General features: G+C 56.4%; 23 protein-coding genes, 1 tRNA gene and 4 pseudogenes. 16 read left to right on the top strand and 12 right to left on the bottom strand.

Annotated features, from left to right (window positions below):
• Nucleotides 1–17: 17 nt before the first annotated feature.
• Genes C4J87_RS14725 through murB form a run of 4 tightly spaced genes read left to right on the top strand, consistent with a single transcriptional unit; the run spans nucleotide 18 to nucleotide 2,444 of the window.
• On the top strand, nucleotides 18–203 hold the full coding sequence (locus tag C4J87_RS14725) for a Trm112 family protein (RefSeq protein ID WP_003174668.1): 186 nt from the start codon (nucleotides 18–20) through the stop codon (nucleotides 201–203).
• Nucleotides 200–964, top strand: a complete 765-nt coding sequence (kdsB, locus tag C4J87_RS14720; protein ID WP_124367381.1) for a 3-deoxy-manno-octulosonate cytidylyltransferase — start codon at nucleotides 200–202, stop codon at nucleotides 962–964. The genes C4J87_RS14725 and kdsB overlap by 4 nt, the downstream gene beginning before the upstream one ends.
• Nucleotides 964–1,428, top strand: coding sequence for a low molecular weight protein-tyrosine-phosphatase (locus C4J87_RS14715; RefSeq protein WP_124367380.1), 465 nt, complete (start codon nucleotides 964–966; stop codon nucleotides 1,426–1,428). Before kdsB ends, C4J87_RS14715 begins: the two co-directional genes overlap by 1 nt.
• Nucleotides 1,425–2,444, top strand: coding sequence for a UDP-N-acetylmuramate dehydrogenase (gene murB, locus C4J87_RS14710; RefSeq protein ID WP_124367379.1), 1,020 nt, complete (start codon nucleotides 1,425–1,427; stop codon nucleotides 2,442–2,444). Before C4J87_RS14715 ends, murB begins: the two co-directional genes overlap by 4 nt.
• 69 nt (nucleotides 2,445–2,513) lie before the next feature.
• Here murB and C4J87_RS14705 read toward each other — a convergent pair whose 3' ends face one another.
• Entirely contained in the window at nucleotides 2,514–3,185 is a 672-nt protein-coding gene (locus C4J87_RS14705; RefSeq protein ID WP_053256786.1) for a Bax inhibitor-1/YccA family protein, read from the bottom strand.
• 152 nt (nucleotides 3,186–3,337) lie between these two features.
• Between C4J87_RS14705 and C4J87_RS14700 the strand changes: the two genes are divergently transcribed.
• Nucleotides 3,338–3,428 (top strand) — tRNA-Ser (locus C4J87_RS14700).
• 126 nt (nucleotides 3,429–3,554) lie between these two features.
• On the opposite strand, the pseudogene C4J87_RS26425 reads toward C4J87_RS14700, so the two are convergent.
• The 3 genes and pseudogenes from C4J87_RS26425 to C4J87_RS14685 form a co-directional block, all read right to left on the bottom strand.
• Nucleotides 3,555–3,680: pseudogene (locus C4J87_RS26425) on the bottom strand (integrase); the annotation flags it as partial.
• A 22-nt stretch (nucleotides 3,681–3,702) separates the two neighbouring features.
• Nucleotides 3,703–3,931, bottom strand: a pseudogene (locus C4J87_RS14690) (hypothetical protein).
• Between the two features lie 194 nt (nucleotides 3,932–4,125).
• Nucleotides 4,126–4,365 (bottom strand): hypothetical protein, encoded by a 240-nt coding sequence (locus C4J87_RS14685; protein ID WP_372237995.1) that lies wholly within the window; start codon nucleotides 4,363–4,365, stop codon nucleotides 4,126–4,128.
• 719 nt (nucleotides 4,366–5,084) lie between these two features.
• Here C4J87_RS14685 and C4J87_RS26140 point away from each other — a divergent pair.
• Both C4J87_RS26140 and C4J87_RS14675 read left to right on the top strand, forming a co-directional pair.
• Nucleotides 5,085–5,261 (top strand): hypothetical protein, encoded by a 177-nt coding sequence (locus C4J87_RS26140; RefSeq protein WP_164487663.1) that lies wholly within the window; start codon nucleotides 5,085–5,087, stop codon nucleotides 5,259–5,261.
• A 127-nt stretch (nucleotides 5,262–5,388) separates the two neighbouring features.
• Nucleotides 5,389–5,823: a hypothetical protein gene (locus tag C4J87_RS14675; RefSeq protein WP_124367377.1), complete on the top strand. Its 435-nt coding sequence runs from the start codon at nucleotides 5,389–5,391 to the stop codon at nucleotides 5,821–5,823.
• Here the strand turns inward: C4J87_RS14675 and C4J87_RS14670 are convergent.
• From C4J87_RS14670 to C4J87_RS14640, 6 genes and pseudogenes are all read right to left on the bottom strand, one after another.
• Nucleotides 5,820–6,147 (bottom strand): annotated as a pseudogene (locus C4J87_RS14670) (hypothetical protein). The gene C4J87_RS14675 and the pseudogene C4J87_RS14670 sit on opposite strands and share 4 nt — an antisense overlap.
• A gap of 25 nt (nucleotides 6,148–6,172) precedes the next feature.
• A complete protein-coding gene (locus C4J87_RS14665; protein ID WP_124367376.1) occupies nucleotides 6,173–6,802 on the bottom strand; it encodes a YdcF family protein in 630 nt (209 codons plus the stop codon).
• A complete protein-coding gene (locus tag C4J87_RS14660) occupies nucleotides 6,802–7,509 on the bottom strand; it encodes an HAD family phosphatase (protein ID WP_256679875.1) in 708 nt (235 codons plus the stop codon). Before C4J87_RS14660 ends, C4J87_RS14665 begins: the two co-directional genes overlap by 1 nt.
• Nucleotides 7,475–8,734, bottom strand: coding sequence for an MFS transporter (locus C4J87_RS14655; protein WP_256679874.1), 1,260 nt, complete (start codon nucleotides 8,732–8,734; stop codon nucleotides 7,475–7,477). The genes C4J87_RS14660 and C4J87_RS14655 overlap by 35 nt, the downstream gene beginning before the upstream one ends.
• A complete protein-coding gene (locus C4J87_RS14650) occupies nucleotides 8,727–10,442 on the bottom strand; it encodes a carbamoyltransferase N-terminal domain-containing protein (protein WP_124367374.1) in 1,716 nt (571 codons plus the stop codon). Before C4J87_RS14650 ends, C4J87_RS14655 begins: the two co-directional genes overlap by 8 nt.
• Before the next feature lie 795 nt (nucleotides 10,443–11,237).
• Nucleotides 11,238–12,041 (bottom strand): NAD(P)H-dependent oxidoreductase, encoded by an 804-nt coding sequence (locus tag C4J87_RS14640; protein WP_124367372.1) that lies wholly within the window; start codon nucleotides 12,039–12,041, stop codon nucleotides 11,238–11,240.
• Between the two features lie 84 nt (nucleotides 12,042–12,125).
• On the opposite strand from C4J87_RS14640, the gene C4J87_RS14635 reads away from it, so the two are divergent.
• The gene (locus tag C4J87_RS14635; protein WP_124367371.1) at nucleotides 12,126–13,046 is read left to right on the top strand and encodes a LysR family transcriptional regulator; all 921 of its coding nucleotides are present in this window, start codon (nucleotides 12,126–12,128) and stop codon (nucleotides 13,044–13,046) included.
• Between the two features lie 8 nt (nucleotides 13,047–13,054).
• Here the strand turns inward: C4J87_RS14635 and C4J87_RS26420 are convergent, their stop codons facing one another.
• Nucleotides 13,055–13,189, bottom strand: a complete 135-nt coding sequence (locus C4J87_RS26420) for a hypothetical protein (protein WP_256657416.1) — start codon at nucleotides 13,187–13,189, stop codon at nucleotides 13,055–13,057.
• Nucleotides 13,190–13,404: 215 nt separating this feature from the next.
• Here C4J87_RS26420 and C4J87_RS14630 point away from each other — a divergent pair, with 215 nt between their 5' ends.
• The 3 genes from C4J87_RS14630 (at nucleotide 13,405) to C4J87_RS14620 (ending at nucleotide 16,749) form a co-directional block, all read left to right on the top strand.
• Nucleotides 13,405–14,145, top strand: a complete 741-nt coding sequence (locus C4J87_RS14630) for a hypothetical protein (protein ID WP_124367370.1) — start codon at nucleotides 13,405–13,407, stop codon at nucleotides 14,143–14,145.
• 123 nt (nucleotides 14,146–14,268) lie between these two features.
• Entirely contained in the window at nucleotides 14,269–14,550 is a 282-nt protein-coding gene (locus tag C4J87_RS14625) for a hypothetical protein (RefSeq protein ID WP_124367369.1), read from the top strand.
• Between the two features lie 81 nt (nucleotides 14,551–14,631).
• The gene (locus C4J87_RS14620; RefSeq protein WP_124367368.1) at nucleotides 14,632–16,749 is read left to right on the top strand and encodes a TonB-dependent receptor domain-containing protein; all 2,118 of its coding nucleotides are present in this window, start codon (nucleotides 14,632–14,634) and stop codon (nucleotides 16,747–16,749) included.
• Nucleotides 16,750–16,778: 29 nt separating this feature from the next.
• Here C4J87_RS14620 and C4J87_RS14615 read toward each other — a convergent pair whose 3' ends face one another.
• Nucleotides 16,779–18,596, bottom strand: a complete 1,818-nt coding sequence (locus C4J87_RS14615) for a sigma-54-dependent Fis family transcriptional regulator (protein WP_124367367.1) — start codon at nucleotides 18,594–18,596, stop codon at nucleotides 16,779–16,781.
• 354 nt (nucleotides 18,597–18,950) lie between these two features.
• On the opposite strand from C4J87_RS14615, the pseudogene C4J87_RS14610 reads away from it, so the two are divergent.
• From C4J87_RS14610 to C4J87_RS14590, 5 genes and pseudogenes are all read left to right on the top strand, one after another.
• Nucleotides 18,951–20,044: pseudogene (locus C4J87_RS14610) on the top strand (ABC transporter ATP-binding protein).
• Nucleotides 20,044–21,141: an ABC transporter ATP-binding protein gene (locus tag C4J87_RS14605; protein WP_124367366.1), complete on the top strand. Its 1,098-nt coding sequence runs from the start codon at nucleotides 20,044–20,046 to the stop codon at nucleotides 21,139–21,141. Before C4J87_RS14610 ends, C4J87_RS14605 begins: the two are co-directional and overlap by 1 nt.
• Nucleotides 21,138–22,004: a carbohydrate ABC transporter permease gene (locus tag C4J87_RS14600; protein WP_017527241.1), complete on the top strand. Its 867-nt coding sequence runs from the start codon at nucleotides 21,138–21,140 to the stop codon at nucleotides 22,002–22,004. The genes C4J87_RS14605 and C4J87_RS14600 overlap by 4 nt, the downstream gene beginning before the upstream one ends.
• A 10-nt stretch (nucleotides 22,005–22,014) precedes the next feature.
• Nucleotides 22,015–22,815, top strand: a complete 801-nt coding sequence (locus tag C4J87_RS14595; RefSeq protein WP_003232361.1) for a carbohydrate ABC transporter permease — start codon at nucleotides 22,015–22,017, stop codon at nucleotides 22,813–22,815.
• A gap of 11 nt (nucleotides 22,816–22,826) precedes the next feature.
• The gene (locus C4J87_RS14590) at nucleotides 22,827–23,099 is read left to right on the top strand and encodes a DUF2160 domain-containing protein (protein WP_124363237.1); all 273 of its coding nucleotides are present in this window, start codon (nucleotides 22,827–22,829) and stop codon (nucleotides 23,097–23,099) included.
• Nucleotides 23,100–23,203 lie beyond the last annotated feature (104 nt).

Here is a 23,203-nt window from a genome sequence, read left to right as displayed (position 1 = left end):
ATTTCCAGGAACTACTCATGGACACCAAACTGCTCGACATCCTTGCTTGCCCGATCTGCAAAGGCCCGCTCAAGCTCAGCGCCGACAAAACCGAGCTGATCAGCAAAGGCGCCGGCCTGGCTTACCCTATCCGCGACGGCATTCCGGTGATGCTGGAAAGCGAAGCCCGCACCCTGACGACCGATGAGCGCCTGGATAAATGACTACCGCCTTTACCGTGGTGATTCCCTCGCGCTATGCGTCGACCCGCCTGCCGGGCAAGCCGCTGCAAATGATCGGTGCCAAGCCGATGATCCAGCTGGTATGGGAACAGGCCTGTAAAAGCAGCGCTGAACGGGTGGTGGTGGCGACCGATGATCCGCGCATCATCGAAGCCTGCGAAGGTTTCGGCGCCGAGGCGGTGCTGACCCGCGAAGACCATAATTCCGGCACCGACCGCCTGGCCGAAGTGGCCACGCAACTGGGCCTGGCGCCGGACGCCATCGTGGTGAACGTGCAAGGCGACGAGCCGCTGATTCCGCCAAGCGTCATCGACCAGGTCGCCGCCAATCTGGCGGCCCATGGCGAAGCGCGCATGGCCACCCTGGCCGAACCGATCGAAGACAGCGAAACCTTGTTCAACCCGAACGTGGTGAAGGTCGTCAGCGATATCAACGGCCTGGCCCTGACATTCAGCCGCTCGATCCTGCCCTGGGCGCGGGATGCCTTCGCCAACAACCCCGACGCACTGCCGCAAGGCGTGCCGTACCGCCGCCATATCGGCATTTATGCCTATCGCGCCGGTTTCCTGCATGACTTCGTCAGCTGGGGCCCGTGCTGGTTGGAGAACACCGAGTCCCTGGAGCAGCTGCGGGCCCTGTGGCACGGCGTGCGCATCCACGTGGGCGATGCGCTGGAAGCGCCGCCTGCAGGCGTCGATACCCAGGAAGACCTCGAGCGCGTCCGTCGCCTGCTGGGGGCTTGATGGAGGTCCTGTTTGTCTGCCTGGGCAATATCTGCCGTTCGCCTACCGCCGAAGGCGTTTTGCGCCATAAGTTGCGCGAAGCAGGTTTGTCCGGCCAGGTTGAGGTGGCGTCAGCGGGGACTGGGCAATGGCATATCGGCAACCCACCGGACCAGCGCAGCCAACGTGCGGCGCTGGCGCGGGGCTATGACTTGTCATCCCAACGTGCCCAGCAGGTCTGCCGCGCCGACTTTGCGCGCTATGACCTGATCCTGGCCATGGACCACAGCAACCTGCGCCACCTCAAAGCCATGCAGCCTGCACAGGGCAAGGCGCAGTTGGATATATTCCTGCGCCGCTTCGGCGGTGAAGTGGACGAGGTGCCAGACCCTTATTATGAAGGCGAACAAGGTTTTGAGCGGGTCCTGGACCTGATCGAGCGCGCCTGTGATTTATTGGTGATCGAATTGAAGGGGCGGTTATGACCTTGCAGGTACTGGCGCAGGTATCGCTCAAGCCGTTCAACAGCTTTGGCATCGACGTGCGCGCCCAGCTATTTGCCGAGGCCCGCAGTGATGCCGACGTGCGGGAAGCCTTGGCCTACGCCGAGGCGCACAGTGTGCCGCTGCTGGTGATAGGGGGCGGCAGCAACCTGCTGCTGACTCAGGACGTGCCTGCCCTGGTGTTGCGTATGGCCACCCAAGGCATTCGCGTGCTGCACGATGATGGCGTGCAGGTGGTGGTCGAAGCCGAAGCGGGCGAAGCCTGGCACCCCTTTGTGTTATGGACCCTGGAGCAGGGCTTCTGCGGCCTGGAAAACCTCAGCCTGATCCCCGGCACGGTCGGTGCGGCGCCAATGCAAAACATCGGTGCCTACGGCGTGGAGGTCAAGGATGTGTTTGCCGGACTCACTGCGCTGGATCGTGAGACCGGTGAACTGCGGGATTTCAGCCTGCAGGAGTGCCGGTTTGCCTACCGCGACAGCCTGTTCAAGCATGAAGTCGGCCGCTGGTTGATCCTGCGGGTACGCTTTGCCCTGAGCCGCGCCAGTCACCTGAAACTCGACTACGGCCCGGTGCAGCAGCGTCTGGCCGGGCAGGGGATTACCAACGCCACGCCAGCGGATGTAAGCCGTGCGATTTGCAGCATTCGCCGCGAAAAGTTGCCCGACCCGGCGCAGCTTGGCAATGCCGGCAGCTTCTTCAAGAACCCGCTGGTGCCCGAGGCCTTGGTTACTGAGCTGAAAAGCCAGTATCCGGACCTGGTGGCCTACCCTCAGGCAGACGGGCAAACGAAGCTCGCCGCCGGTTGGCTGATCGACAAGGCGGGCTGGAAGGGCTTTCGTGAGGGCGACGCTGGCGTGCATGCATTGCAGGCGCTGGTACTGGTGAACTATGGCTCTGCCACCGGGCGTGAGATTGCCAACCTGGCGCTGCGTATCCAGCAGGATATTGTCGAGCGCTTCGGGGTGGAACTGGAAATGGAACCTAACCAGTACTGATCGTCCTTGGGCCGGAAATGAAAATGCCCCGTATCTCGCGATACGGGGCATTTTTTATAGCGTTAACAATCAGTCGTCACGGCTCATGATGCCGAAGATCTGCAACAGGCTGATAAACAGGTTGTAGATCGACACATACAGGCTGATGGTCGCCATGATGTAGTTACGCTCGCCACCATGGATGATGGCGCTGGTCTGGAACAGGATGCACACCGACGAGAACAGCACGAAACCTGCGCTGATCGCCAGTTGCAGGCCGCTGATCTGGAAGAACATGCCGGCTACCACTGCCGCCAGCAACACGAAGAAGCCAGCGGTGATGAAGCCGCCCAGGAAACTCATGTCCTTACGGCTGATCAGCACGTACGCCGACAGGCCACCAAACACCAACGCGGTCATGGCAAATGCCGAACTGACCACTTCCGCGCCGCCGGCCATGCCGAGGTAGCGGTTAAGGATCGGGCCCAGGATAAAGCCCATGAAACCGGTCAAGGCAAAGGCCGACACCAGGCCCCAGGCCGAGTCACGCAGCTTGTTGGTCAGGAAGAACAGACCATAGAAGCCGATCAACACGACAAAGATATTGGGATAACCGACGCGCATCTGTTGGGCCACATAAGCCATCACGCCGCTGAATGCGAGGGTAAGGGCGAGCAGGCCGTACGTATTGCGCAAGACGCGGCTGACTTCAAGCTGCTCAGCCTGCGCGTTGCCATTCACTGCGTAATTCTGTTCGCGCATGGCGACTCTCCTTCAGTTTTGAAACGTTCAGTCGCAAAGATCATAACAGACGCTCTGTAACAAGCTATGCAGAGAGTTTGACAGTGTGTTTCATTCGGGTATTATTGCGCCCGCTGACGCAGGATGAGCTACTATGATCCTGTAACGCACAAGGGAAATTGGCAGAGTGGTTGAATGCACCGGTCTTGAAAACCGGCGGACGTTAAGAGCGTCTCCAGGGTTCGAATCCCTGGTTTCCCGCCAAGATTCACACGAAAGCCCCGCACTGCGGGGCTTTTGCGTTTCTGGGGTCAGGCGCAATTGTCAGCCTCACAGCTGATCATTTCCGCATCATTACAGGCTGTTTCCGCAACTCGTTGCAAGTTGTGGTCACCGGGTCGGTTTCACGATCTTCCCGACACGTCGATAAACCGTCTCGGTTATCCGCTTGTCAGTGTGCCCCAGCAGTCGGCTTGCATCCCCAAGGTCGAGGATCTCACTGGCAGCTTTTTGCTTTGTATTTCCATGGTGTGCCCCTCTATGCCTCTGGTTGGTCGAAAGAGCCCGTGGGGAGCGCTGTCTTGATGATGTGAACGGCCAGGCCGAACGTGATCAGCAGCCAGGCGCAGGTGCCGGCGAAGGCGTAGATCAGTGCGTCGGTGCTGCCGGTCCAGCAGGTCGAGTCCGGTCCAGGTGAACCTGCAGTCGCTGGCGACCAAGTACAGCAAAGCGCCCAGCAGTATCAGGGTGAATTTAATCAGCGTGATGCCGTCGGCATGAGCCTTGGATGCTTTCACTGCCCGCCGCGTGACCGTCTTCCGGCCTTCCAGGATGGCGCGCACCATCGGCGCCAAGAACAGGGTGGGGCGTTCTTTGATAGGGATCATGAGGTCACCTGTTTCATGTTGGAGTCGACCCATTGGCGCATCCTGGTCCAGCGCTCTTCCGGCGTTTCAGGTCGCTATCCAATGGTTCCGTCGGCCCTGAGCCCGTAAACGCTTGGGCGCTCGTCGTTTTCCCAAACAATTCCCTGGTCATTGCAGTCCGGGTCGCCAGCTTCGAAATAGCGCTCAGACACCGCTTCGGCGTTGTGGTATTCGAGTTGTACCATCTTCACCTGCAAGCGTTGCGCAGCGACCCAGGCCTTGCACTTGTCACCGTCGCCCTCGTCGAAGTCGGGCATATCGGGGTGAGCGAACATGCCGTATTCATCGCGACGACCGGGGCTGAGTGGATCAATTTGATTTCTTCAAGCATGACTTCGTCCTCGCCGCTATAGCGGCTATCAAATTCATAGAGGGGAGAGGTATCGTTGCCACCTCAGATAGGGAGGTGTGATGTGGTCGTACACGGAGTTGAATACCGATTTTGCTGCGCTTCAAGCGTTGTCGAAGGACACGATGGCCTCGCGATGGAGTGCTGGAAAGGCGACAACGGACCTTTGTTTGAGATTTTTCGAAATGATGAAACGCTTCGATTTGAGGTGACTTTTTTCGTACCGGATGTACCGCTTGAGTTGCTTGAGTACGCGGTGCCGACAGCTCGAGAGTGGTTAGGAGATTTTGTTCCCTATCCCTGATGCCGAGCCCTTGCCGCTAGCGGCTGACTTTGAAGGGGGGATGGGGAGGGGTGAAACGAAAGAGTGAGGCGCTAATTCCAGCGAACGTCGAGTTCTAAAATTTGTTGCTGCAGCTGCGCTATGAGTTCAAACCAAGAATCGAAACCATTTAATTCGTTCTGGACCAAGTGTTCGGCGAACTGGATGTTGGATTCGTCTGGGTCGTTGGCCTCTAAGGAGTAGACCAGCATCTTGCGCGATGTCAGGCGCCGCCCTCCGTAATATCGGATGGAAGCGGAATGATTGATAGCGTTACTGGATGGGGAAACTTATAATTTCTATTTTATCACGGAGATGAATAGATGTTCCCCAAGTACGTGCGTTCGGTTGGCTATGGTCTGGTGGTAGTAGGAACGATCTCACTACTATTTTCGGCATTCGAGTTGTTTGCTGGAAGAGATTCTCTGTTTGCCGTGGCTAAATCAGCAGTATTTGTACTGGTTGGTATCTGGATTATCAAAGAAGCAGTAAAGGTCTAGCTACATCCCAAAGGCAATTTCACATAGCTGTCGCACTCCGTTACCGGATGCGGCGAGCAGGATGGAATTTTGGAAAAAGATAAGGTATCAATCCGCACCTTGGATTTGAGCCTATAAAGGAGCACTGATGCGACACGAGATTTATTGGCGCTTTATAGCAATGATTTTGTTCAGCTTCACGCTGACCGGGTGTATTCATTACGAACACAAAAGTGCAGAAGGAAAATCAAACTCCGAGATCGCTACGATTCAGCAGTTCGATAAATCTTTGACAATATTTAAGATTGACGACGATCAAACCCTTTATTGGTTGAGCCGCCAAAGCGAATACCGGCTGGGTGCAGGCAGGCATAAGATTCAAGTTCGTAAATTTATTACCGCGGAGCAGCAAACTGCTCCAATTGAAATGACTGTTGATCTGGTAGGCGGCCGTACTTATGGGCTCTATGGGATCTCTTCGTCAACATGGTGGCGATACGAGGTTCGTGACGTGCAAACTGGGCAGCCGGCAGATGTCGCGGATCCTGTTGTCAACGAAACGCCTCCGATATCAGTTAACTAGATAGCTCGAATCTTGTCGCCTGCGTCTTTCTGAAGGGCGAGCAGGCTTTTATTGCGAAATTCCCGCGCCACGTTTTCGGATATATCGATTTCGTGGCGCGGCGGATTCAAGAGTGGCAGGCACTTAGCTGAGCCCAGCGCATGAAGGTGATGAATCATCAGCGTCATCGCCTCGCTCTGCTCAGTAATGCCTGACCATTCCATCAGAGCGGCCAGGGCCTGCCGGGTGCCTGGCCTAACCCCCGAGCCTCAATTCCTCTTCGGCATTCGCCACGCGCGTCCTGGCAGACTTGGCCAAGCTATCTTTCTGCGGTACTGCTGCCATGGCCTACCTCTTCTATTCCGCCATACTAACCAATAAGGTGGTTTTTAAATCCCTGCTCAATTAAGTACTTCCAGGCCGCTAGGACTTTTTCCGGTAATTCTTCTTCGATCTGAAATCCCTTTTTTGGATACAGCATAATACGCTGTATATCCCCCACCATTTCATCGATTAATCCGAGCACCCCCACCTGGTTGGAAGTTTGCTCAGGGAAACAATACCTCGGCGCATCAACCCAAGCGTCAAGGCCCGCCCACTGGATAGGTAAAGTCAACCTTACTCGGCGGATTGAGTTTGGCTTGGTAAGAAAAGTAGCGCTCTTTATTTGTGGAAACATTTCTTTGGTAAAGGCAATATTTTCAGCAAAGTTAGTGGCTCGTTTTTCCAAGCTGAATTGCTCATGTAAAACTCCGAGATCTAGCGCGCGCTGAGCAAAAATTTCGGCTTCAGTCTTGTCCCATAAATGTCTAGTCCAGTTGCCGGTATTGCCTGTGAACAATAAATGTCCAGCTACTCCCTTGCGAAGCAATTCGCAAGCGTAATCGCAGACACGAAGATCATACGATCCACAGACTACTAACAAATCACAGTTCTCATGCTGACGTCCTTCAGATAAGAACTCCCAAAGAATAGCGGCGTACTTTAGTGTTGATGTCATTAAGAAGGTAATCTCCTAGAGCTATGGTTGCCGAGAATCAAGAATTTTTCATTAAAAAGAGAGGTTGGTGTCAAACGTTCGATTGTTGGCAGTGTGTTAAAGTCGGTATACACAGCCTTAGCGCCGTAATTGCTTAGCGAAACGTCACTGCCGATACCGATACACCATGCGCCGCTGCTGACTGCCGACTGCACACCGCTTACAGAGTCTTCGAAGACAAGGCACTCATTTATGGGGGTGTTTAGTTTTCGAGCCGCTAGCTGATAACAATCAGGAGCTGGCTTTCCATTGCTGACATCCTCGCGTGAGACTCTACAGTCAAAGCTAGTTTCCAAGCCATGTTGTTTGAGCACGTAGGCGATACGAGCGGGCCAACTACTAGTCACCAAAGCCAACGGAACTGAGCGTTCCCGCAATTGAGAAATTAGCTCTCTCACCCCAGGTACCAACAAACAGGCGGCTACCTCTTCAGCAGCATCTACTTGTTTTTTAATAATGCTGCGGGTGGGCTGATTGAAGTTAGGGAAGAGTGCGTGAAGCGTATACTCCCCTGGTCGGCCATGGATGTGTTCATGGATAAAATCTTGGCTAATTTCAACTCCGTATTCCCGTGCCACGCTCGTCCAGGCATGTTCAATAACTTGCCGTGACTGAATAAGAACACCGTCCATATCAAAACAGACCGCTGTAAACGTGTGTGTCATCATGTTTAGAGTTCCGCATTTTTTGATGAGCGATTAAAGCTAGCAGCGCGCCGAGCAAGGCTATAATGGCCATTACATAAAAAGAGCCATTGGGTATTATCTCGTAAAGGTAGCCGGAAAAAGGCGTGGCCACCCCCATCGGTATTGCTACTGCGAAAGAATAATAGAATCCCTGCGTTAAAGTCTGTATGTCTTGCGGAGCGTGATCTCGGATAAAGCGCATAATCGCCGTGTGATAAGCAGCAAAACTCAGCGCGTGCATGCATTGCCCTATAATGATTAGTGATAGGGCATCGCTATTAGAGAAAAATGCCCAGCGAAGTGATGCGCATAAGCTGGACAGAACTACAATAGATAGCGGGGAAAAAGATTTTAAAACTTTATTTGAGAACGCAAAGTATGTAATTTCAGCAATCACAGCGACTGACCAAAATAATCCAATTGTAGTTGATGAGTAGCCTTTGATTCCCCAATTTATTGAGGCTGTGGCAAAATATAGTGTGTGGCTTAATTGGATTATACTGGCAGAGGCGATTGCAAGTAGCAGTATTTTGTTTTCGAATAGTCGTCTCCAATCTGGTTTTTTAATGATCTGAGTATTGCCAGAGAAGTTTAAATTTGGAATTCGATATCTCAACCATAAGCAACTTAGCGCTGTAAAAATCATGCTTGCGGCAACGATGACAGGCACCCAAGAAAGCCCATAAACAGTAAAAAAAACACCACCAAGTGTTGACGTTAAAATAAAGGCTGAAGAGCCAACCGCTCTTACCCAGCCGTAATTTTGAATGGACTGTTTGTCTCGTTTGAGCAGATACGACTCGGACAGAGGCAGCACGACCATCCATAGTCCGCCAAACGAAATGCTCAGCGCGATAAAAGTGAATAGAGAGGGAGGTAGAAAATAAAACAGCAGAGTACTGATGGCTGCTGAAAAACTTAATAGTGCGGCCAAGTAAATTTGATCTACGCGCCAGTCCGCAACGTAAGTAATTAACACTCCTGTTACAATTTGAGGCCAATAAGCTGCCGCGATCAGCAAACCTATCTGACTGGCGCTAAATCCTAAAGTATCTAGCCAAGTTGGCCAGAATGGATAAATAATGCCCTCGGCTGCAAAAAAACCAAAAAATATCATGTACATCGTGTCACCAAATAAAACAGTTGAACACCAATCTTGAAAAAAAAGGGGCTTCAGGAAGCCCCTAAGCGCATCGGTTTTACTCAAAGCGCTGTAATGCGAAACTGTTCTTGTTTTTACGCCATATGATTAACGACTCGCTCATAACCACCAAATCGACCATGCCGTCTTTAAGGGCAGCCAAGGCATCTTGTGAAGAGCATACAATCGGCTCTTCATGCCGATTGAAGGAAGTATTTATCAAAGCAGATTGCCCTGTTCGGGAGTGCCAGGCATTTAGAAGCTTGTGCATAAAACCATCCACTTCAGGACGAATTACCTGCGGTCTAGCAGTACCGTCAATATGCACGACAGCAGGGCTGGCCTCGATAAACTGCGGATGGCAATCATATGTCATCGTCATGGTATCAGCGGCAATATGCTCTTCGGACCAGTCAATATAGCACTCGGCGGCCTGCTCGACAGCTGTCACTGGGCCAAACGGCATAAACTCAGTTCGGTGCATGCGTTTGTTGAGCCAGTCGTTCACGTCAGCATCTTTGGCATGGTAAACGATACTCCTGTTGCATAACGACCTCGGGCCAAATTCCATTTTTCCTTTGAACATTCCTAGAACTTGGTTTTCCATTAAAGCATCTACGAGCGTTTCAATGATATTAGTCGGATTGTGATAACCCAATTCAGGGTAGTCACGATTTATCAGGTTTATGTTTTGTGAAACGCTCCGTGCCGCTGGGCCCAGCGTCATCGCCGGGTTTTTGAATCGTGTACCCTTTTCTAAGTAAGCAGCCCCCACTGCAGCAGCCAATGCCAGGCCGCCGTCTCCCATGCATGGCAGCACATAAACGTTACGCACGTCAGGGATTTCTCGTAACCGCTGGTTAAGCTTCACGTTGCCAAATACACCACCCGCCAAGCAAAGGTTACTACTCCCTATCTTTTCTAGATGGTAAGTTACAACTTTAACTAGCATGTCTTCGACATGGCGTTGAACGGCGGCTGCGATATCTTCCGGTTTTTCCTTGGCCAGTAAACTTTGTAATATATCGCTATAACCAGTATATGAAGGTAGGAAAAGATCTCCGCATTTGGCTCTAATTCGCCCGTCCTCAACATTGATCATTTGTTGCATTACGCCAAGCAATTTCTCAGGATCGCCGAATGCAGCTAAGCCTGTGATCTTGCCTTCATGACGATTAGGTTTGTAACCTAGCAGATGGGTGATGCGTCCGTAGAAGTACCCCAGGCTATCAACGCTTGTTTCACGCTGTAATACCGTGGTTTCGTTGGGTGTGTAATGTGTTAGCGTCAGTGATTGAAAATCACCTCGCCCGTCACATGTTAGGGTTAAAGCTTCATCAAAGGGGGAGCATACATAAGCACCCAGAGCGTGACATTCATGGTGGTCTATGTAGTATGCGGACAGCGCATTATCTGCGATAAACTTATCGAACTCAGCTCTTTTTTCTTTGTCGTTGGTGATTTCGTCAGTAATACGTTTTCGAAAAAGAGGTAGCCCATCAGGGTTGTTCTTAACTTCATCTACAATGCGATCGAAATATAAAGGTAAGTGCTTTTCAGCGGTGAAGCCTGCGTTCCAGCCATAGGCGACATAGTCTACGTCCTCTAAACTTACACCCGCCTCACCTAGTACAAATGAAATAGATTGCGCAGGCCAGACTTTGTCATCTTTGATGCGGGTAAAACGTTCTTCACTCACCGCCGAGAGGATTCGGTCGTCGCGGACCAGGCAAGCACCTGATAAATCATTGTTAGTAATTCCTAAAACTATCATAACAACTCCATGTTTTGCAGTTCAGTGATTATCAGAGATCACTGCATCAGTACCGCCCATAATTCTGTCCTCAGAATATTCCCTGGCGTCCAGTGGGCCGTTTAATAGCTCCCAAGTGGGCGATCCTGCCCTCTGACACAAACAGCGTAGCAGTGGATTGTGACACCCGTATGAAGATTTTTCATAAAGAAAAATTTTGCATGGATTTTGGTTATAAATATTGATTGTCCGAGAACGCAGTTAAATTCTTGTAGTTGTACATGCTGAATATGAGCTTTGCCAACGCGAGACGCTCGGACTCAATCCCGCCAAGCCCTGCTTGATGTGCCCAGCGTTTTCACCTATTAGGAAAAAGAGCATCACGTACGTTATTACCAACCTCATTCAAGTCTTGCTTTTCGCTGTGGAGAGCCATGAGTCGACCTACCTACCGCTTCGAAGGTAGTTGCCGTCGGGCACGACCTCTACCGCCTGTTTAGCGGCTCCATTGGTCTAAAGCCAGATCTGAGACTCGCCACCGCGACTATGCTGAATTCACCAGCAATCGAGATAGAGGCTCCCATGAGAGAGGCGCAGCGAAGACTGACCCTGACAGCATGGCGCGAGCTTTCCGCACTGGGCGGAAATCGAATGGATGCCGAAGTTAAATACTTCGAATTGCTGCGGCGGGCTGACGCCATGGAGCGAGCCGACCTCATCTCGAGTGATGAGTGGCGAAGCCTTGTCAAACACGCCGGAGCATTACTCTGCAGTACTGCGCAGTGTATGGGCGGACCGGGGTAGGCCAGAAAGACGCTAGTCTCCTGACGTGACGCCCCCATCGATATCGATATGAATGCCCAAATCCTGACGGCCGGGCGCAAGATGCGGTTTGAGTGTCAATGCCGGAATGTCATAGTCACCGGCATTCTGGCGACGAAATGGCAACGGCTGATCAGTGAACAGGTTGCCCAGCCGAGCAGCATAGGCCGTGCATAGCTGTTCGAACCGCGCGGCGTCCATTTTGCTGGTTTTATAGATGGGGAAGGGCGGCACAACGGTGAACCCAGGATAGAAGAGCACCCCATGCTGGATAGGGAATAGCAGGTCATCCAGCGCACCGTTCACCCCTCGACCACTGTAGTGGGACTCCCAACCGCCCATGCTGACCACCAGCATCGCGCGCTTTCCAGTCATGCTGCCTTCGCCGTAGCGGTCGCCCCAGTGGCTTTCGCTGTGTTCGCCGACACCGTAGGCAAATCCGTAGGCGTAGACGCGTTCGACCCAGCCCTTGAGGATCGCCGGCATCGAGAACCACCACAGTGGAAATTGAAAGATCACGGCGTCCGCCCATCGCAGTTTGGCCTGCTCTTGCTCGATGTCTGCCGGTTGGGTGCCGGCGGCAAATACACGTTGCGATTCCATGGCCGGATTGAAGGGGGTTGCGTCGTCATAGCCGGGGGCGTCGTCCGTATCGATGGGCGCTTTCCAACGCATGGCGTATAGATCGGAGACCTTGACCTCATGGCCTGCGGCTTCCAGGTGGGCGATCGCGAAATCCCTGAGAGCGCCATTGAGCGAGCGAGGTTCAGGATGGGCGTAGATCAGTAGCAGCTTCATAGTGGGCTCCGAGTGGATGTATACCTCACCGTAGCGACCCACGCGGTATGATAGAAATGAATTTCCGAAACATATGGTATTTACATGCACAATACCTTGCGACGTCTGGATCTCAATTTGCTGGTCACGTTGGATGCGTTGTTGTCTGAGCAAAATGTGACACGGGCAGCGCGCTTGCTCAATCTCGCGCAATCGACCGTCAGCCTGCAACTGGGTCGGCTGCGAGAACTTCTCGACGATCCATTGTTGCTGCCCGGCCCGCGAGGGATGTCGCCTACCGAGCGTGCCCGTGAATTGCGCGGGCCGCTGCGTGACGCGTTGGTCGCGTTGGAAGGCGCGCTGAGTCCTGGCGGCACGTTTGAGCCCGCGCTGTCTGATCAGACGTGGAAGGTGGCGGCCAGTGATTACGCCGCGACGGCTTTGGTCTGGCCGTCACTGGCCCTGCTCAGGCGCCTGGCTCCGAATACCCGCTTGGCATTGCTGAACAAACATCCCGTCAGCCTCGCTAACGATCTGGAAAGCGGTCAGCTCGATCTGGCCTTGCACACGCGCGATGATGCGCCGCCAAAACTGCGCCAGCGGTCTCTGGTTCACGAACGCTATGTGCTGGCCGGGCGGCGCGGCCATCCTGCGTTGACAGCCAAGCTATCGCTCAAAGCGTTTTGCGGCCTTGAACACGCCGTTATGTCACCCAATGGCGGCGGGTTCGTTGGGAGTACCGACCAGGCGCTGGCCGCTAAAGGGCTGGAGCGACGCGTCGTATTGTCAGTGTCCAATTTCAACTCGCTTGTCTCGGCACTGGTGCACAGCGACCTGGTGGCGGTGGTGCCGGAAAGGCTGGTGCGGGATGAGCCGGCGCTGCACGTGCAGGCACCTCCACTGGCCATTCCGGGTTTTGAAATGCTCATGTTATGGCCCGAGCGGCTGCACCGCGATCCCGCCCATCGGTGGCTGCGCGATCTGATTGCCGCGACGTTGCAAGCGGCTCCCGACCCCGAGGTTTGATGGGGTCGTTACTCGACCGTGCAGATCCAGCGGTGATTATGCCGATAGGGCGCGCGGGTGAAGTGCACATCTGAAACCAGATTCAGGCCGCGCTTTTTCAGCGCTTCGGTCAGTTCTACGAGTGTCTCTGCCTGGATAGTCATTGCGGTTACCTCGTCAGATTTACTGCGTTCATAATTCTTGACCGAGGGGGCAACTCGCTAATTCAAATTTTCTACACGCTTAATAGTTGAAGGCCGGGCCTGTAGTCCGATGCTTATCTGGCCCCCAGGGCTGCACTTTTTTCCATTCTCCTGATCTACCTCTGTCCCAGCCACCCATATCCTGCGGGTGGCCAACAGCCACAGACCCGGTACCGATGCATCGAACGCTAACTGTTTTTATCACCCAATGGCCGCGGTGGCTGGTTGCGATACTGGCGCTGTGTGCCGTCGGTTGCAGCCAGCAACAGGGGCGCGACATTGCCAGGCAGTTCAGCGATGGCAAACCCGATGAGTTTTTTCAAACCAGCGTTGATCGCATGGCCACCCTGGGCATGCGCGACAACCTGCAAAGCCTTTATCTGCTGATGAGCAAGCTTTACCTGCGTAACCCCAACCAGTGGCGCCAGTCCGGTTATCCGGATGCGGTAACTGCTGCGCGCACTATTCGCCAGGCTATCGAAAACCGTCAGCCATTGCCTGCGCTGGGGGAACGTCGTGATCTGGCGGCCTTGAGTTACTCCCTGAGCCCGGAGTTTCGGGGTGATCGGGTGGGGGCGTTCATCTACGCGATCGGCAGCATGCTGGTGACCGCACACGGTGGGCGCACGCAATTTTATGTGACCGACTCGATCAACCCGCAGTTTGTCAGCAACGCCGCACGGAATATCGAGAAAGCCACCTGGTTGCTCGGCCAGCGCCAGGACGCCAATGGCGTGTTGCTGCTGTTTTCCAATGAAATATCGGAGGAGGGCAGCAATCTCAGTTTCGCCGTCGAATTCGGCAAGATCGTCGCGCGCCTGGATCTGTTGACCCAGATACTCGATGAGCGCTACCGACGCATCGGCCTCAATTATGCGCAAAGTCTGTTGCTGATGAATTTCCTGCCTGTGCAGTGACAGGGCCAATGGGTGCGGTGTTTCCCTTTCCTCTGTAGGAAACTGCCTTTCATGCCCTGGACCGCTTGAACCACGCCCCGGTCAGCCCTAGCCTCGGACTTTTCTTAAACATGAGTGCCTACCTTGGGTAAGCGAAAAACGGTTTGGCCTACTGATCGCGAAATCCGCCTGCGATTTATCCTGTTTGCTGTAATCGACGCCGCGAGCGCTCAAGGAGTCGCTTCGGAAGTGTTGTTACCCGCGCACAAACTGCTGCGCGGCTCGCCTACGGAGGTGCAGCTGCGCGATACGCTTGCCGAGATCCTGGCCACCGATGAAATGTATGGATTCAGATTCCCCATCGGCTCGGATGCTGACGACTTGATGCAGACGCTGGAGTTGCCGGGCAATCAGGACCACACGTGACCTGACGGGTGTGGGCGTCTTCCCATGACTGTTCGCGTGCCGGCGCTGCCGTCCCCGCCCCCGTATTCCAAGGACCTGCCCATGCTGTTGCGACAACCTGCGCTACTGTTCGCCGCCCTGACCCTCAGTTCTCAGGTACAGGCCGAAGACCTGCAATTGGCGCCGGTCGAAGTCACTGCGTCTGAAGCCAGCGCCGGCGAAATCGCCCAGGCACAGCTCAAAAGCGTGCCCGGCGGCACTAATTTTATCGACATGGACAGTGTGCAACAGGGCCGGGTGAGCTCCAACGAGGATGTCTTCAAGTACCAGGCCGGGGTGTACGCCAAGGCGGCGAACAATGAAGGGGTCAAGCTGTCCATTCGCGGTTCGGGCTTGAACCGCAGCCCCGGTGCCCATGCCTCCGGGTTGTACGAAATGTTCGACGGCCTGCCGCTCACCGGCCCCGGCGGTACGCCCTATGAGCTCAAGGACCCGCTTTGGCAAAGCCGGGTAGAAGTGCTGCGCGGCGCCAATGGCTTCGACCGGGGCGCGTTGGCCCTGGGCGGCGCGGTCAACTACGTCAGCCGCACCGGTCTTGATGCGCCCAAACTGCAACTGCGCTATGAGGCGGGCAGCCATGGTTACGCCCAGCGCGAGATCAGTTCCGGCCAGGTGCTCGGGGATGCCGATTACTACATCAGCCTCACCGATTCTGCGTCCGACGGTTACCAACACCAGAGCGCCGGCACCGGCAAGGGCGTTGCGGCCAACTTTGGCTATCGCTTCAACCCGGACCTGGAAACGCGCTTCTATTTTCGCTACCGCGAAACCACCAACGACACACCAGGCAAGCTCACGCGTTACCAGATCAGCCATGACCCGCGTGCCGCCAACAGTCTCAACGCCGCCCGCGATTCCAAGCGCTTGCAACCGGGTTCCACCTGGATTGCGAACAAGACCACCTTGCAATTGGATGACGCTTCGCGCGTCGAAGTCGGCCTGGCTTATCACGACTACCCGATGGACCTGCGCGAAGGCACCAACCGCCTGAAAGTCGCCTACACCGACATCAGCGGCACCCTCAATTACATTCGCCAGGACAGCCTGTTCGGCCACGACAGCCACACCACGCTCGGCCTGCGCACCACCCAGGCGATGCCGAACAACGGCGCCTCGGAGTACGTGCGCACCCCGGCGGGCAATACGGCCGGCTACGCTCCGGGCACCAAGACCCGTGACTACACCTACCTGGGTTCCGACGCCGTGCTGCATATCGGCAACGAACTGGAGCTGGTGCCTGACCTATGGCTGACCAGCGGCCTGGCCGCGATCTATACCCGCCGCGAAACCCAGGTCACCTATCCAGACGGCCAGGCACCGACCAGCCAACACGATTGGGACTACGCGCCACGCATTGGCCTGCGCTATGACTTCACCCCGCAATTGCAGGTGTACACCAACCTGAGCCGTTCAGTGGAACCGCCGCACGCCTGGTCGATGATCTGGGGTTCCAACAAGTATTTCGGTACCGGCAGTGGCGCGGCCACCGGCTTGCAGCGCGAAGGCGTGAAGTTGCGCAACCAGACGGCGACGACGCTGGAAGTCGGTGGCCGCGGTGAGGCTTGGCTCGGCCAGTGGGACCTGGCGCTCTACCGCTCTGAAGTGCGCCACGAGCTATTGATCGTGGAAACCCAGGCCCAGACCGCAACCAGCAATGCCATCGTCGCCGAAGCCAACGCCAGCCCCACCGTGCATCAGGGCGTGGAACTGAGCCTGCTCAGCCCGCTGTGGGAGGGCGGTCGCAACGGCCAGCTTGCGCTGCGCCAAGCCTACACCTTCAGTGATTTCCACTACCGCGATGACGAGCGTTTCGGTGACAACACCTTGCCGGGCATTCCCAAGCACTATTACCAGGCGCAGTTGCGCTACAGCCATCCGAGCGGTTTCTACACCAGCCTCAACACCGAGCATGCCTCGCGGGTGGCGGTGGACTACGCCAACTCTTACTACGCCGCAGCCTACACCACCCTGGGCGCCACGTTCGGCTTTGACGCGCCCAAGCAGGATTGGCAGGCCTGGGTCGACCTGCGCAACCTGACCAACCGGCGTTATGCCAACACCGTTACCCCGGGCTATGACGACAAAGGCCTGGATGTCGCGCGCTCCACACCGGCCGATGGCCTTGGCCTCTACACCGGCGTGTCGTGGCGTTGGCGCTGAAGGGACATCTGGCTGACTGACGCGCCCGCTCAGCCTTCGTTCTGGCGCAGGCGCTTGTACAGGGTATTGCGGCTCACCCCGAGTTCGCGGGCGAGGTGCGATATGTTGCCGCCTGCCGCCTTCAAGCGTTGCGTCAGGTCGATGCTGTCATCCAGTCGCTCGCTGGCGGGCTGCGGTATCGGCCCCTGCAAATCCACAAAAAAGTCATCGGGCAGATGCTCCGGGCGGATCGGCTGTTCCTCAGCCATCGCCAATGCCACCTGCAACACACTGCTGACCTGGCGCAGATTACCCGGCCATGGATGCTGTTCGAACAGCTTCAGTACCTCGGCGCTCAGGCCGGCCCACTGCGTGGGGTCGCGGTGTCGCTGCCACAGTTGCTGGAACAACGCCTGCTTGTCGCTGCGCTCGCGCAACGGCGGCAGTTCCAGGGTCAGGCCACCAATGCGGTAATACAAATCCTCCCGAAAACGCCCGGCCTGCACCAGCTCCCGTAGCGCACGGTTGGTCGCCGAGATGATGCGCAAGTCCACCGGGAACACCTCACTGCTGCCCACCGGTTGCACGCAGCGCTCCTGCAGTACCCGCAACAGTCGCGCCTGGGTGGGAAGAGGCATATCGCCGATCTCATCGAGAAACAGCGTGCCCTTGTCGGCCTTGCGGATGAGGCCGATGCTGCCCTTTTGATTGGCGCCGGTGAACGCGCCTTTTTCATAGCCGAACAGTTCCGATTCCACCAGTTCAGCCGGAATCGCCGCACAGTTCACCGCGATCAATGCCTGGCTGCTACGGGAACTGGCCTGGTGCAGGGCTTTGACGAATACCTCTTTGCCCACCCCGGTCTCGCCGTGGATCAACAACGGAATGTCCTTCTCCAGCAGGCGCTCGGCCTGGCGCACGGCTTTCTCCACACGCATATCGCCAAAATGCAGGGTGGTGAGGCTGACGGCGCTCGGCTTCGACGGCGCCGGCTCATTGAACACCCGCGCCTGTACCGGCGTCTGCCTGGGGCGCTTGAGCAGGCATTGGAAGCGATTGCGTCCCGCTGCTTGCAGGGAAAACGCCAGCCCCTCCGGCTGATTCAACAACTCCAGCAGCGACACCTTGAACAAGCTGTCGATCATCACCCTCGACAAGCTGATCCCCAGCAGGTTGTCCGCGCGCCGGTTGGCCGACAGCACCTGGCCGCTTTCATCAAAAATCAGCAGGCCTGCCCACTGGCTGTCGAGGTTGCTCAGGCCGGTGTTGAACGTCAGCTGGAAATGCTCGCCGCGAAACAGGTTGAGGATCAGCCGGTTTTCCACGGTCTGGCTCATCATCTTGACCATGCCCAGGGTGTGGGAGGGCGGCAGGTAGCTGTCGCTGGAGACATCCAGCACCGCGATGATTTCGCGTTGTGCGTCGAAAATCGGCGCCGCCGAACCGGTCATGAAGCGGTTGGCCTTCAGGAAGTGTTCGTCGTGCTCGATATGCACCGCCTGGGCACAGGCCAACGCGGTGCCGATGGCGTTGGTGCCGCTGGCGTGTTCCATCCAGCTGGCGCCCGCGCTGAAACCACGGGCCAGCCCGGGCTCGATAAAGCGCTGGGTACCCCACGACGTCAGGACCTGGCCCTGGTTGTCGGCCAGCATGATCAGGCAGTTGGAATTGCTCAGGATGTTCTCGTAGTAGGGCAGCACTTCCTGATGGGTGGTCTGCACCAGTGAATGCTGGCTCTCCAACAACTGCCGAATGCCCTCGGCGGGCAGTTGGTCGAAGCTGGGGACGCTCTGGTGATCCAGGCCGAACGCGCGGCAACGGCGCCAGGAGTCCTGGATGATGGTGTCGTGAGTCAGTGGTTCGGCCATGTATTGACCTTCATTTTTATTGTTTTGGGGTCTTGCACAATCCAATGGATGTAACCAAGTCAATGTGGGAGGGGGCTTGCCCCCGATAGCGGCGGGTCAGTCAGCACGTTTTTCACCGATGTACCGCCATCGGGGGCAAGCCCCCTCCCACATTTGGCCTTTGTTGGGATCTGAAGAGTGTTGTTCAGAACTGTTCATTGTCAACCCCCCTGGCTGTTCAGTTGCGCAGTCAAATTGTTCACTCCCGAACAGCATATTTACCCATTCTCTTACGAATCAACCACCTGCCATTTCTGGCACGAAACTCGCTCTGATAACTGGCCAGATTCATTCCAATAATAAAAAGGTCGTGTCATGTCATTGACCCTGGAACATGTCTCCCGCGTTGTCGAAGGTCAAACCTGGATCGACGACGCCAACCTGCGCTTCGAGGCGGGCTCCTTCAACGTATTGCTCGGTCGTACCCTGTCCGGCAAAACCAGTTTGATGCGCCTGATGGCCGGTCTGGATAAGCCCGACAGCGGTCGCATCCTGATGAACGGTGTGGATGTCACGCAAAAGCCGGTGCGCCTGCGCAACGTGTCGATGGTGTATCAGCAGTTCATCAACTATCCGACCATGACCGTGTTCGAGAACATCGCCTCGCCTTTGCGCCAGGCCGGTGTGTCCAACGAGCTGATCCAGAGCAAGGTGCTGGAAACGGCGCGGATGCTGCGCATCGAGAAATTCCTGCAGCGCCACCCGCTGGAACTGTCCGGTGGCCAGCAGCAGCGTACGGCCATGGCCCGGGCGTTGGTGAAGGACGCCGAGCTGATCCTGTTCGATGAGCCGTTGGTCAACCTGGATTACAAGTTGCGCGAAGAGTTGCGCCAGGAAATGCGCGAACTGTTCAAGGCGCGCCACACCATCGCCATCTACGCCACCACCGAGCCGAACGAAGCGCTGGCGCTGGGCGGTACTACCACCATCCTGCACGAAGGCCGGGTGATCCAGAGCGGCAAGGCCGCCGAGGTCTATCACCAGCCACAAAGCGTATTAGCGGCCGAGTTGTTTTCCGAGCCACCGATCAACCTGATGCCCGGTCGCATCAGTGGCAACGAAGTGAGTTTCGCCAACTTCGTGCATTTCCCGCTCAATGTCGACCTGCGCCCCATCGGCGAAGGTGAGTTCCGCTTTGGCGTGCGCCCCAGCCATATCAGCCTGGTGCCGAGCAACGACGATGACCTGGAACTGGCGGTGACCGTGGAAGTCGCCGAGATCAGCGGTTCGGAAACCTTCCTGCATGTGCGCAGCGAACACTTCCTGCTGGTGTTGCACCTGCCGGGGGTGCACGAGTACGACGTCGATGCGCCGATCCGCGTGTACATCCCCACCCATAAACTGTTTGTGTTCGATGGCCAGGGACGTTTGGTCCAGGCCCCGGGCGCCGTGTCGCGAGGGTTGCCTGATGGCCGAGATCCATTTGCAGAACCTGGCGCACAGCTACAGCGCGACCCCGAGCGGCCCAGAGGATTACGCCATCCGGGAAATGAACCATGTGTGGGAGCAGGGCGGCGCCTACGCCTTGCTCGGGCCGTCGGGCTGTGGCAAGTCGACTTTGCTCAACATCATTTCCGGCCTGCTCAGCCCGTCCGAGGGCCAGGTGTTGTTCGACACCCAAGTGGTCAACGACCTCACCCCGGAAAAGCGCAATATCGCCCAGGTGTTTCAGTTCCCCGTTGTGTACGACACCATGACGGTGTTCGATAACCTGGCGTTTCCCTTGCGCAACCAAGGCATGGCCGAGGCGAAAATTCACAGCAAGGTGCAGGAAATTGCCGAGGTTCTCGACCTGCAAAACCTGTTGAGCAAAAAAGCCCGCAACCTCACCGCCGACGAAAAACAGAAAGTCTCCATGGGCCGTGGCCTGGTGCGCGACGACGTGTCGGCGATCCTGTTCGATGAACCGCTGACAGTGATCGACCCGCACCTGAAGTGGAAACTGCGGCGCAAGCTCAAGCAGATTCACGAGCAGTTCAACATCACCATGGTCTACGTCACCCACGACCAGCTCGAGGCATCCACCTTCGCCGATAAAATCGCCGTGATGTACGGCGGGCAGATCGTGCAGTTCGGCACGCCGCGCGAGTTGTTCGAGCGGCCGAGCCACACCTTTGTCGGTTATTTCATCGGCAGCCCTGGGATGAATCTGATCGAGGTGCAGGCCGAGGCGGGTGGCGTGCGGTTTGCCAACACGTCGTTGCCGTTGTCCGAGGCATTGCAGCAACGCCTCGCTGCCACCGATTACAAAAAGCTTCAGGTGGGCATTCGCCCGGAATTCATCCATGTGTGGGACGAGCATAACCCTGGCGCCTTGCAGGCCGAAGTCACACATCTGGAAGACCTCGGCACCTACAAAATCATGACCCTCAACCTCGACGGTGCCACCCTCAAAGTGCGCCTGGCTGAAGACAAACCGGTGCCCGAAGGCCGCGCCTGCATCAGCTTCCCCGCGCAATGGCTGATGCTCTACGCCGACGATTACCTGCTGGAGGAACTGCCATGAACAAGGTGCAGAACAACAAGGCCTGGTGGCTGGTATTGCCGGTGTTCCTGCTGGTGGCGTTCAGTGCCGTGATTCCGATGATGACCGTGGTCAACTACTCGGTGCAGGATATTTTCGACCAGTCCAGCCGCTACTTCGTCGGTGCCGACTGGTACAAACAGGTGCTGCTCGACCCGCGCCTGCATGACTCGCTGCTGCGCCAGTTCATCTATTCAGCCTGTGTGCTGCTGATTGAAATCCCGCTGGGCATCGCCATCGCCCTGACCATGCCGACCAAGGGGCGCTGGTCGTCGCTGGTGTTGATCGTGCTGGCGATTCCCTTGCTGATTCCGTGGAACGTCGTCGGCACCATCTGGCAGATTTTCGGTCGCGCCGATATCGGCCTGCTCGGTTACAGCCTCAACGCCTTGGGTATCAGCTATAACTATGCGGCGAACACCATGGATGCCTGGGTCACCGTGCTGGTGATGGACGTGTGGCACTGGACTTCCCTGGTGGCGTTGCTGTGCTATTCGGGGCTGCGGGCGATCCCGGACGTGTACTACCAGGCTGCGCGCATCGATCGGGCGTCGGCCTGGGCGGTTTTCCGACACATCCAGTTGCCCAAGATGAAAAGCGTGCTGTTGATCGCGGTGATGCTGCGCTTCATGGACAGTTTCATGATCTACACCGAGCCGTTCGTACTCACCGGTGGCGGGCCGGGCAATGCCACCACCTTTCTGAGTCAGACCTTGACCCAGATGGCCGTAGGCCAATTCGATCTCGGCCCGGCGGCGGCGTTTTCGCTGGTGTACTTCCTGATCATCCTGTTGGTGTCCTGGCTGTTCTACACCGCCATGACCCACTCCGACGCCAACCGCTGAGGCCGCCAACATGAGCAAGCGCAAGCTAATACCGCTTTTGATCTACATCCTGTTCCTGCTGGTGCCGATCTACTGGCTGCTGAACATGTCGTTCAAGAGCAACACCGAAATCCTCGGCGGGTTGACCCTGTTTCCGCAGGATTTCACCCTGGCCAACTACAAGGTGATCTTCACCGACCCCAGCTGGTACACCGGCTACCTCAACTCGCTGTACTACGTGAGCTTGAACACGGTGATTTCCCTGAGCGTGGCATTGCCGGCGGCCTACGCGTTTTCGCGCTACCGTTTCCTGGGCGACAAGCACCTGTTCTTCTGGCTGCTGACCAACCGCATGGCGCCGCCGGCGGTGTTTCTGCTGCCGTTTTTCCAGCTGTATTCGTCCATCGGCCTGTTTGACACGCATATCGCGGTGGCGCTTGCGCATTGTTTGTTCAACGTGCCGTTGGCGGTGTGGATCCTGGAAGGTTTCATGTCCGGGGTGCCCAAGGAAATCGACGAAACCGCCTACATCGATGGCTACTCGTTCCCCAAGTTCTTCGTGAAGATTTTCATCCCGTTGATTGGCTCCGGTATCGGCGTCACCGCGTTTTTCTGCTTCATGTTTTCCTGGGTCGAACTGTTGCTGGCGCGCACCTTGACCTCGGTCAATGCCAAGCCCATCGCAGCGGTGATGACCCGCACGGTCTCGGCCTCGGGTATCGACTGGGGCGTGCTGGCGGCGGCGGGGGTGTTGACCATCCTGCCGGGCATGCTGGTGATCTGGTTTGTTCGTAACCACGTGGCCAAGGGCTTTGCCCTGGGCCGGGTCTAGAGGAATCGACGATGGAATGGATGGCCTGGACCACCCCGACTGCACTGTTCTTTGGCGGCATCGCGCTGATTCTGGCGGGCATGACCACCTGGGAGTTGCGCGCGCCGAGTATCCCTCGGCGTGGTTTTCTGCCGATCAGCACCACCCGTGGTGATCGCTTGTTTATCGGTCTTCTCGGCAGCGCCTACCTGCATTTGCTGGTAATCGGCGCCACCGGCTGGAGCATCTGGGTGGCGACTGCGCTGTCCCTGGTGTGGCTGTTGAGTGTGATGCGCTGGGGCTAGGTGTGCACACCCTGTAGGAGCGAGCTTGCTCGCGAAAATCGTCAACGATAACGCGGTGTTCCTGGTAGCCCGCGGTGTCTTTGAGTTTTTCGCGAGCAAGCTCG

Origin of the sequence: Pseudomonas sp. R1-43-08 (assembly GCF_003852255.1) — a bacterium.
Taxonomy (GTDB): domain Bacteria; phylum Pseudomonadota; class Gammaproteobacteria; order Pseudomonadales; family Pseudomonadaceae; genus Aquipseudomonas.
Note: the sequence above shows the minus strand (reverse complement) of the source record. Positions and strands in the feature narration are given on the sequence as shown.

Bases quoted from the DNA above. Each gene is read 5' to 3' on its own strand.
- C4J87_RS14725 (WP_003174668.1), top strand. From the start codon at position 18: ATGGACACCAAACTGCTCGACATCCTTGCTTGCCCGATCTGCAAAGGC.
- kdsB (WP_124367381.1), top strand. From the start codon at position 200: ATGACTACCGCCTTTACCGTGGTGATTCCCTCGCGCTATGCGTCGACC.
- C4J87_RS14715 (WP_124367380.1), top strand. From the start codon at position 964: ATGGAGGTCCTGTTTGTCTGCCTGGGCAATATCTGCCGTTCGCCTACC.
- murB (WP_124367379.1), top strand. From the start codon at position 1,425: ATGACCTTGCAGGTACTGGCGCAGGTATCGCTCAAGCCGTTCAACAGC.
- C4J87_RS14705 (WP_053256786.1), bottom strand. From the start codon at position 3,185: ATGCGCGAACAGAATTACGCAGTGAATGGCAACGCGCAGGCTGAGCAG.
- C4J87_RS14685 (WP_372237995.1), bottom strand. From the start codon at position 4,365: ATGTTCGCTCACCCCGATATGCCCGACTTCGACGAGGGCGACGGTGAC.
- C4J87_RS26140 (WP_164487663.1), top strand. From the start codon at position 5,085: ATGTTCCCCAAGTACGTGCGTTCGGTTGGCTATGGTCTGGTGGTAGTA.
- C4J87_RS14675 (WP_124367377.1), top strand. From the start codon at position 5,389: ATGCGACACGAGATTTATTGGCGCTTTATAGCAATGATTTTGTTCAGC.
- C4J87_RS14665 (WP_124367376.1), bottom strand. From the start codon at position 6,802: ATGACATCAACACTAAAGTACGCCGCTATTCTTTGGGAGTTCTTATCT.
- C4J87_RS14660 (WP_256679875.1), bottom strand. From the start codon at position 7,509: ATGATGACACACACGTTTACAGCGGTCTGTTTTGATATGGACGGTGTT.
- C4J87_RS14650 (WP_124367374.1), bottom strand. From the start codon at position 10,442: ATGATAGTTTTAGGAATTACTAACAATGATTTATCAGGTGCTTGCCTG.
- C4J87_RS14640 (WP_124367372.1), bottom strand. From the start codon at position 12,041: ATGAAGCTGCTACTGATCTACGCCCATCCTGAACCTCGCTCGCTCAAT.
- C4J87_RS14635 (WP_124367371.1), top strand. From the start codon at position 12,126: ATGCACAATACCTTGCGACGTCTGGATCTCAATTTGCTGGTCACGTTG.
- C4J87_RS26420 (WP_256657416.1), bottom strand. From the start codon at position 13,189: ATGACTATCCAGGCAGAGACACTCGTAGAACTGACCGAAGCGCTGAAA.
- C4J87_RS14630 (WP_124367370.1), top strand. From the start codon at position 13,405: ATGCATCGAACGCTAACTGTTTTTATCACCCAATGGCCGCGGTGGCTG.
- C4J87_RS14620 (WP_124367368.1), top strand. From the start codon at position 14,632: ATGCTGTTGCGACAACCTGCGCTACTGTTCGCCGCCCTGACCCTCAGT.
- C4J87_RS14615 (WP_124367367.1), bottom strand. From the start codon at position 18,596: ATGGCCGAACCACTGACTCACGACACCATCATCCAGGACTCCTGGCGC.
- C4J87_RS14605 (WP_124367366.1), top strand. From the start codon at position 20,044: ATGGCCGAGATCCATTTGCAGAACCTGGCGCACAGCTACAGCGCGACC.
- C4J87_RS14600 (WP_017527241.1), top strand. From the start codon at position 21,138: ATGAACAAGGTGCAGAACAACAAGGCCTGGTGGCTGGTATTGCCGGTG.
- C4J87_RS14595 (WP_003232361.1), top strand. From the start codon at position 22,015: ATGAGCAAGCGCAAGCTAATACCGCTTTTGATCTACATCCTGTTCCTG.
- C4J87_RS14590 (WP_124363237.1), top strand. From the start codon at position 22,827: ATGGAATGGATGGCCTGGACCACCCCGACTGCACTGTTCTTTGGCGGC.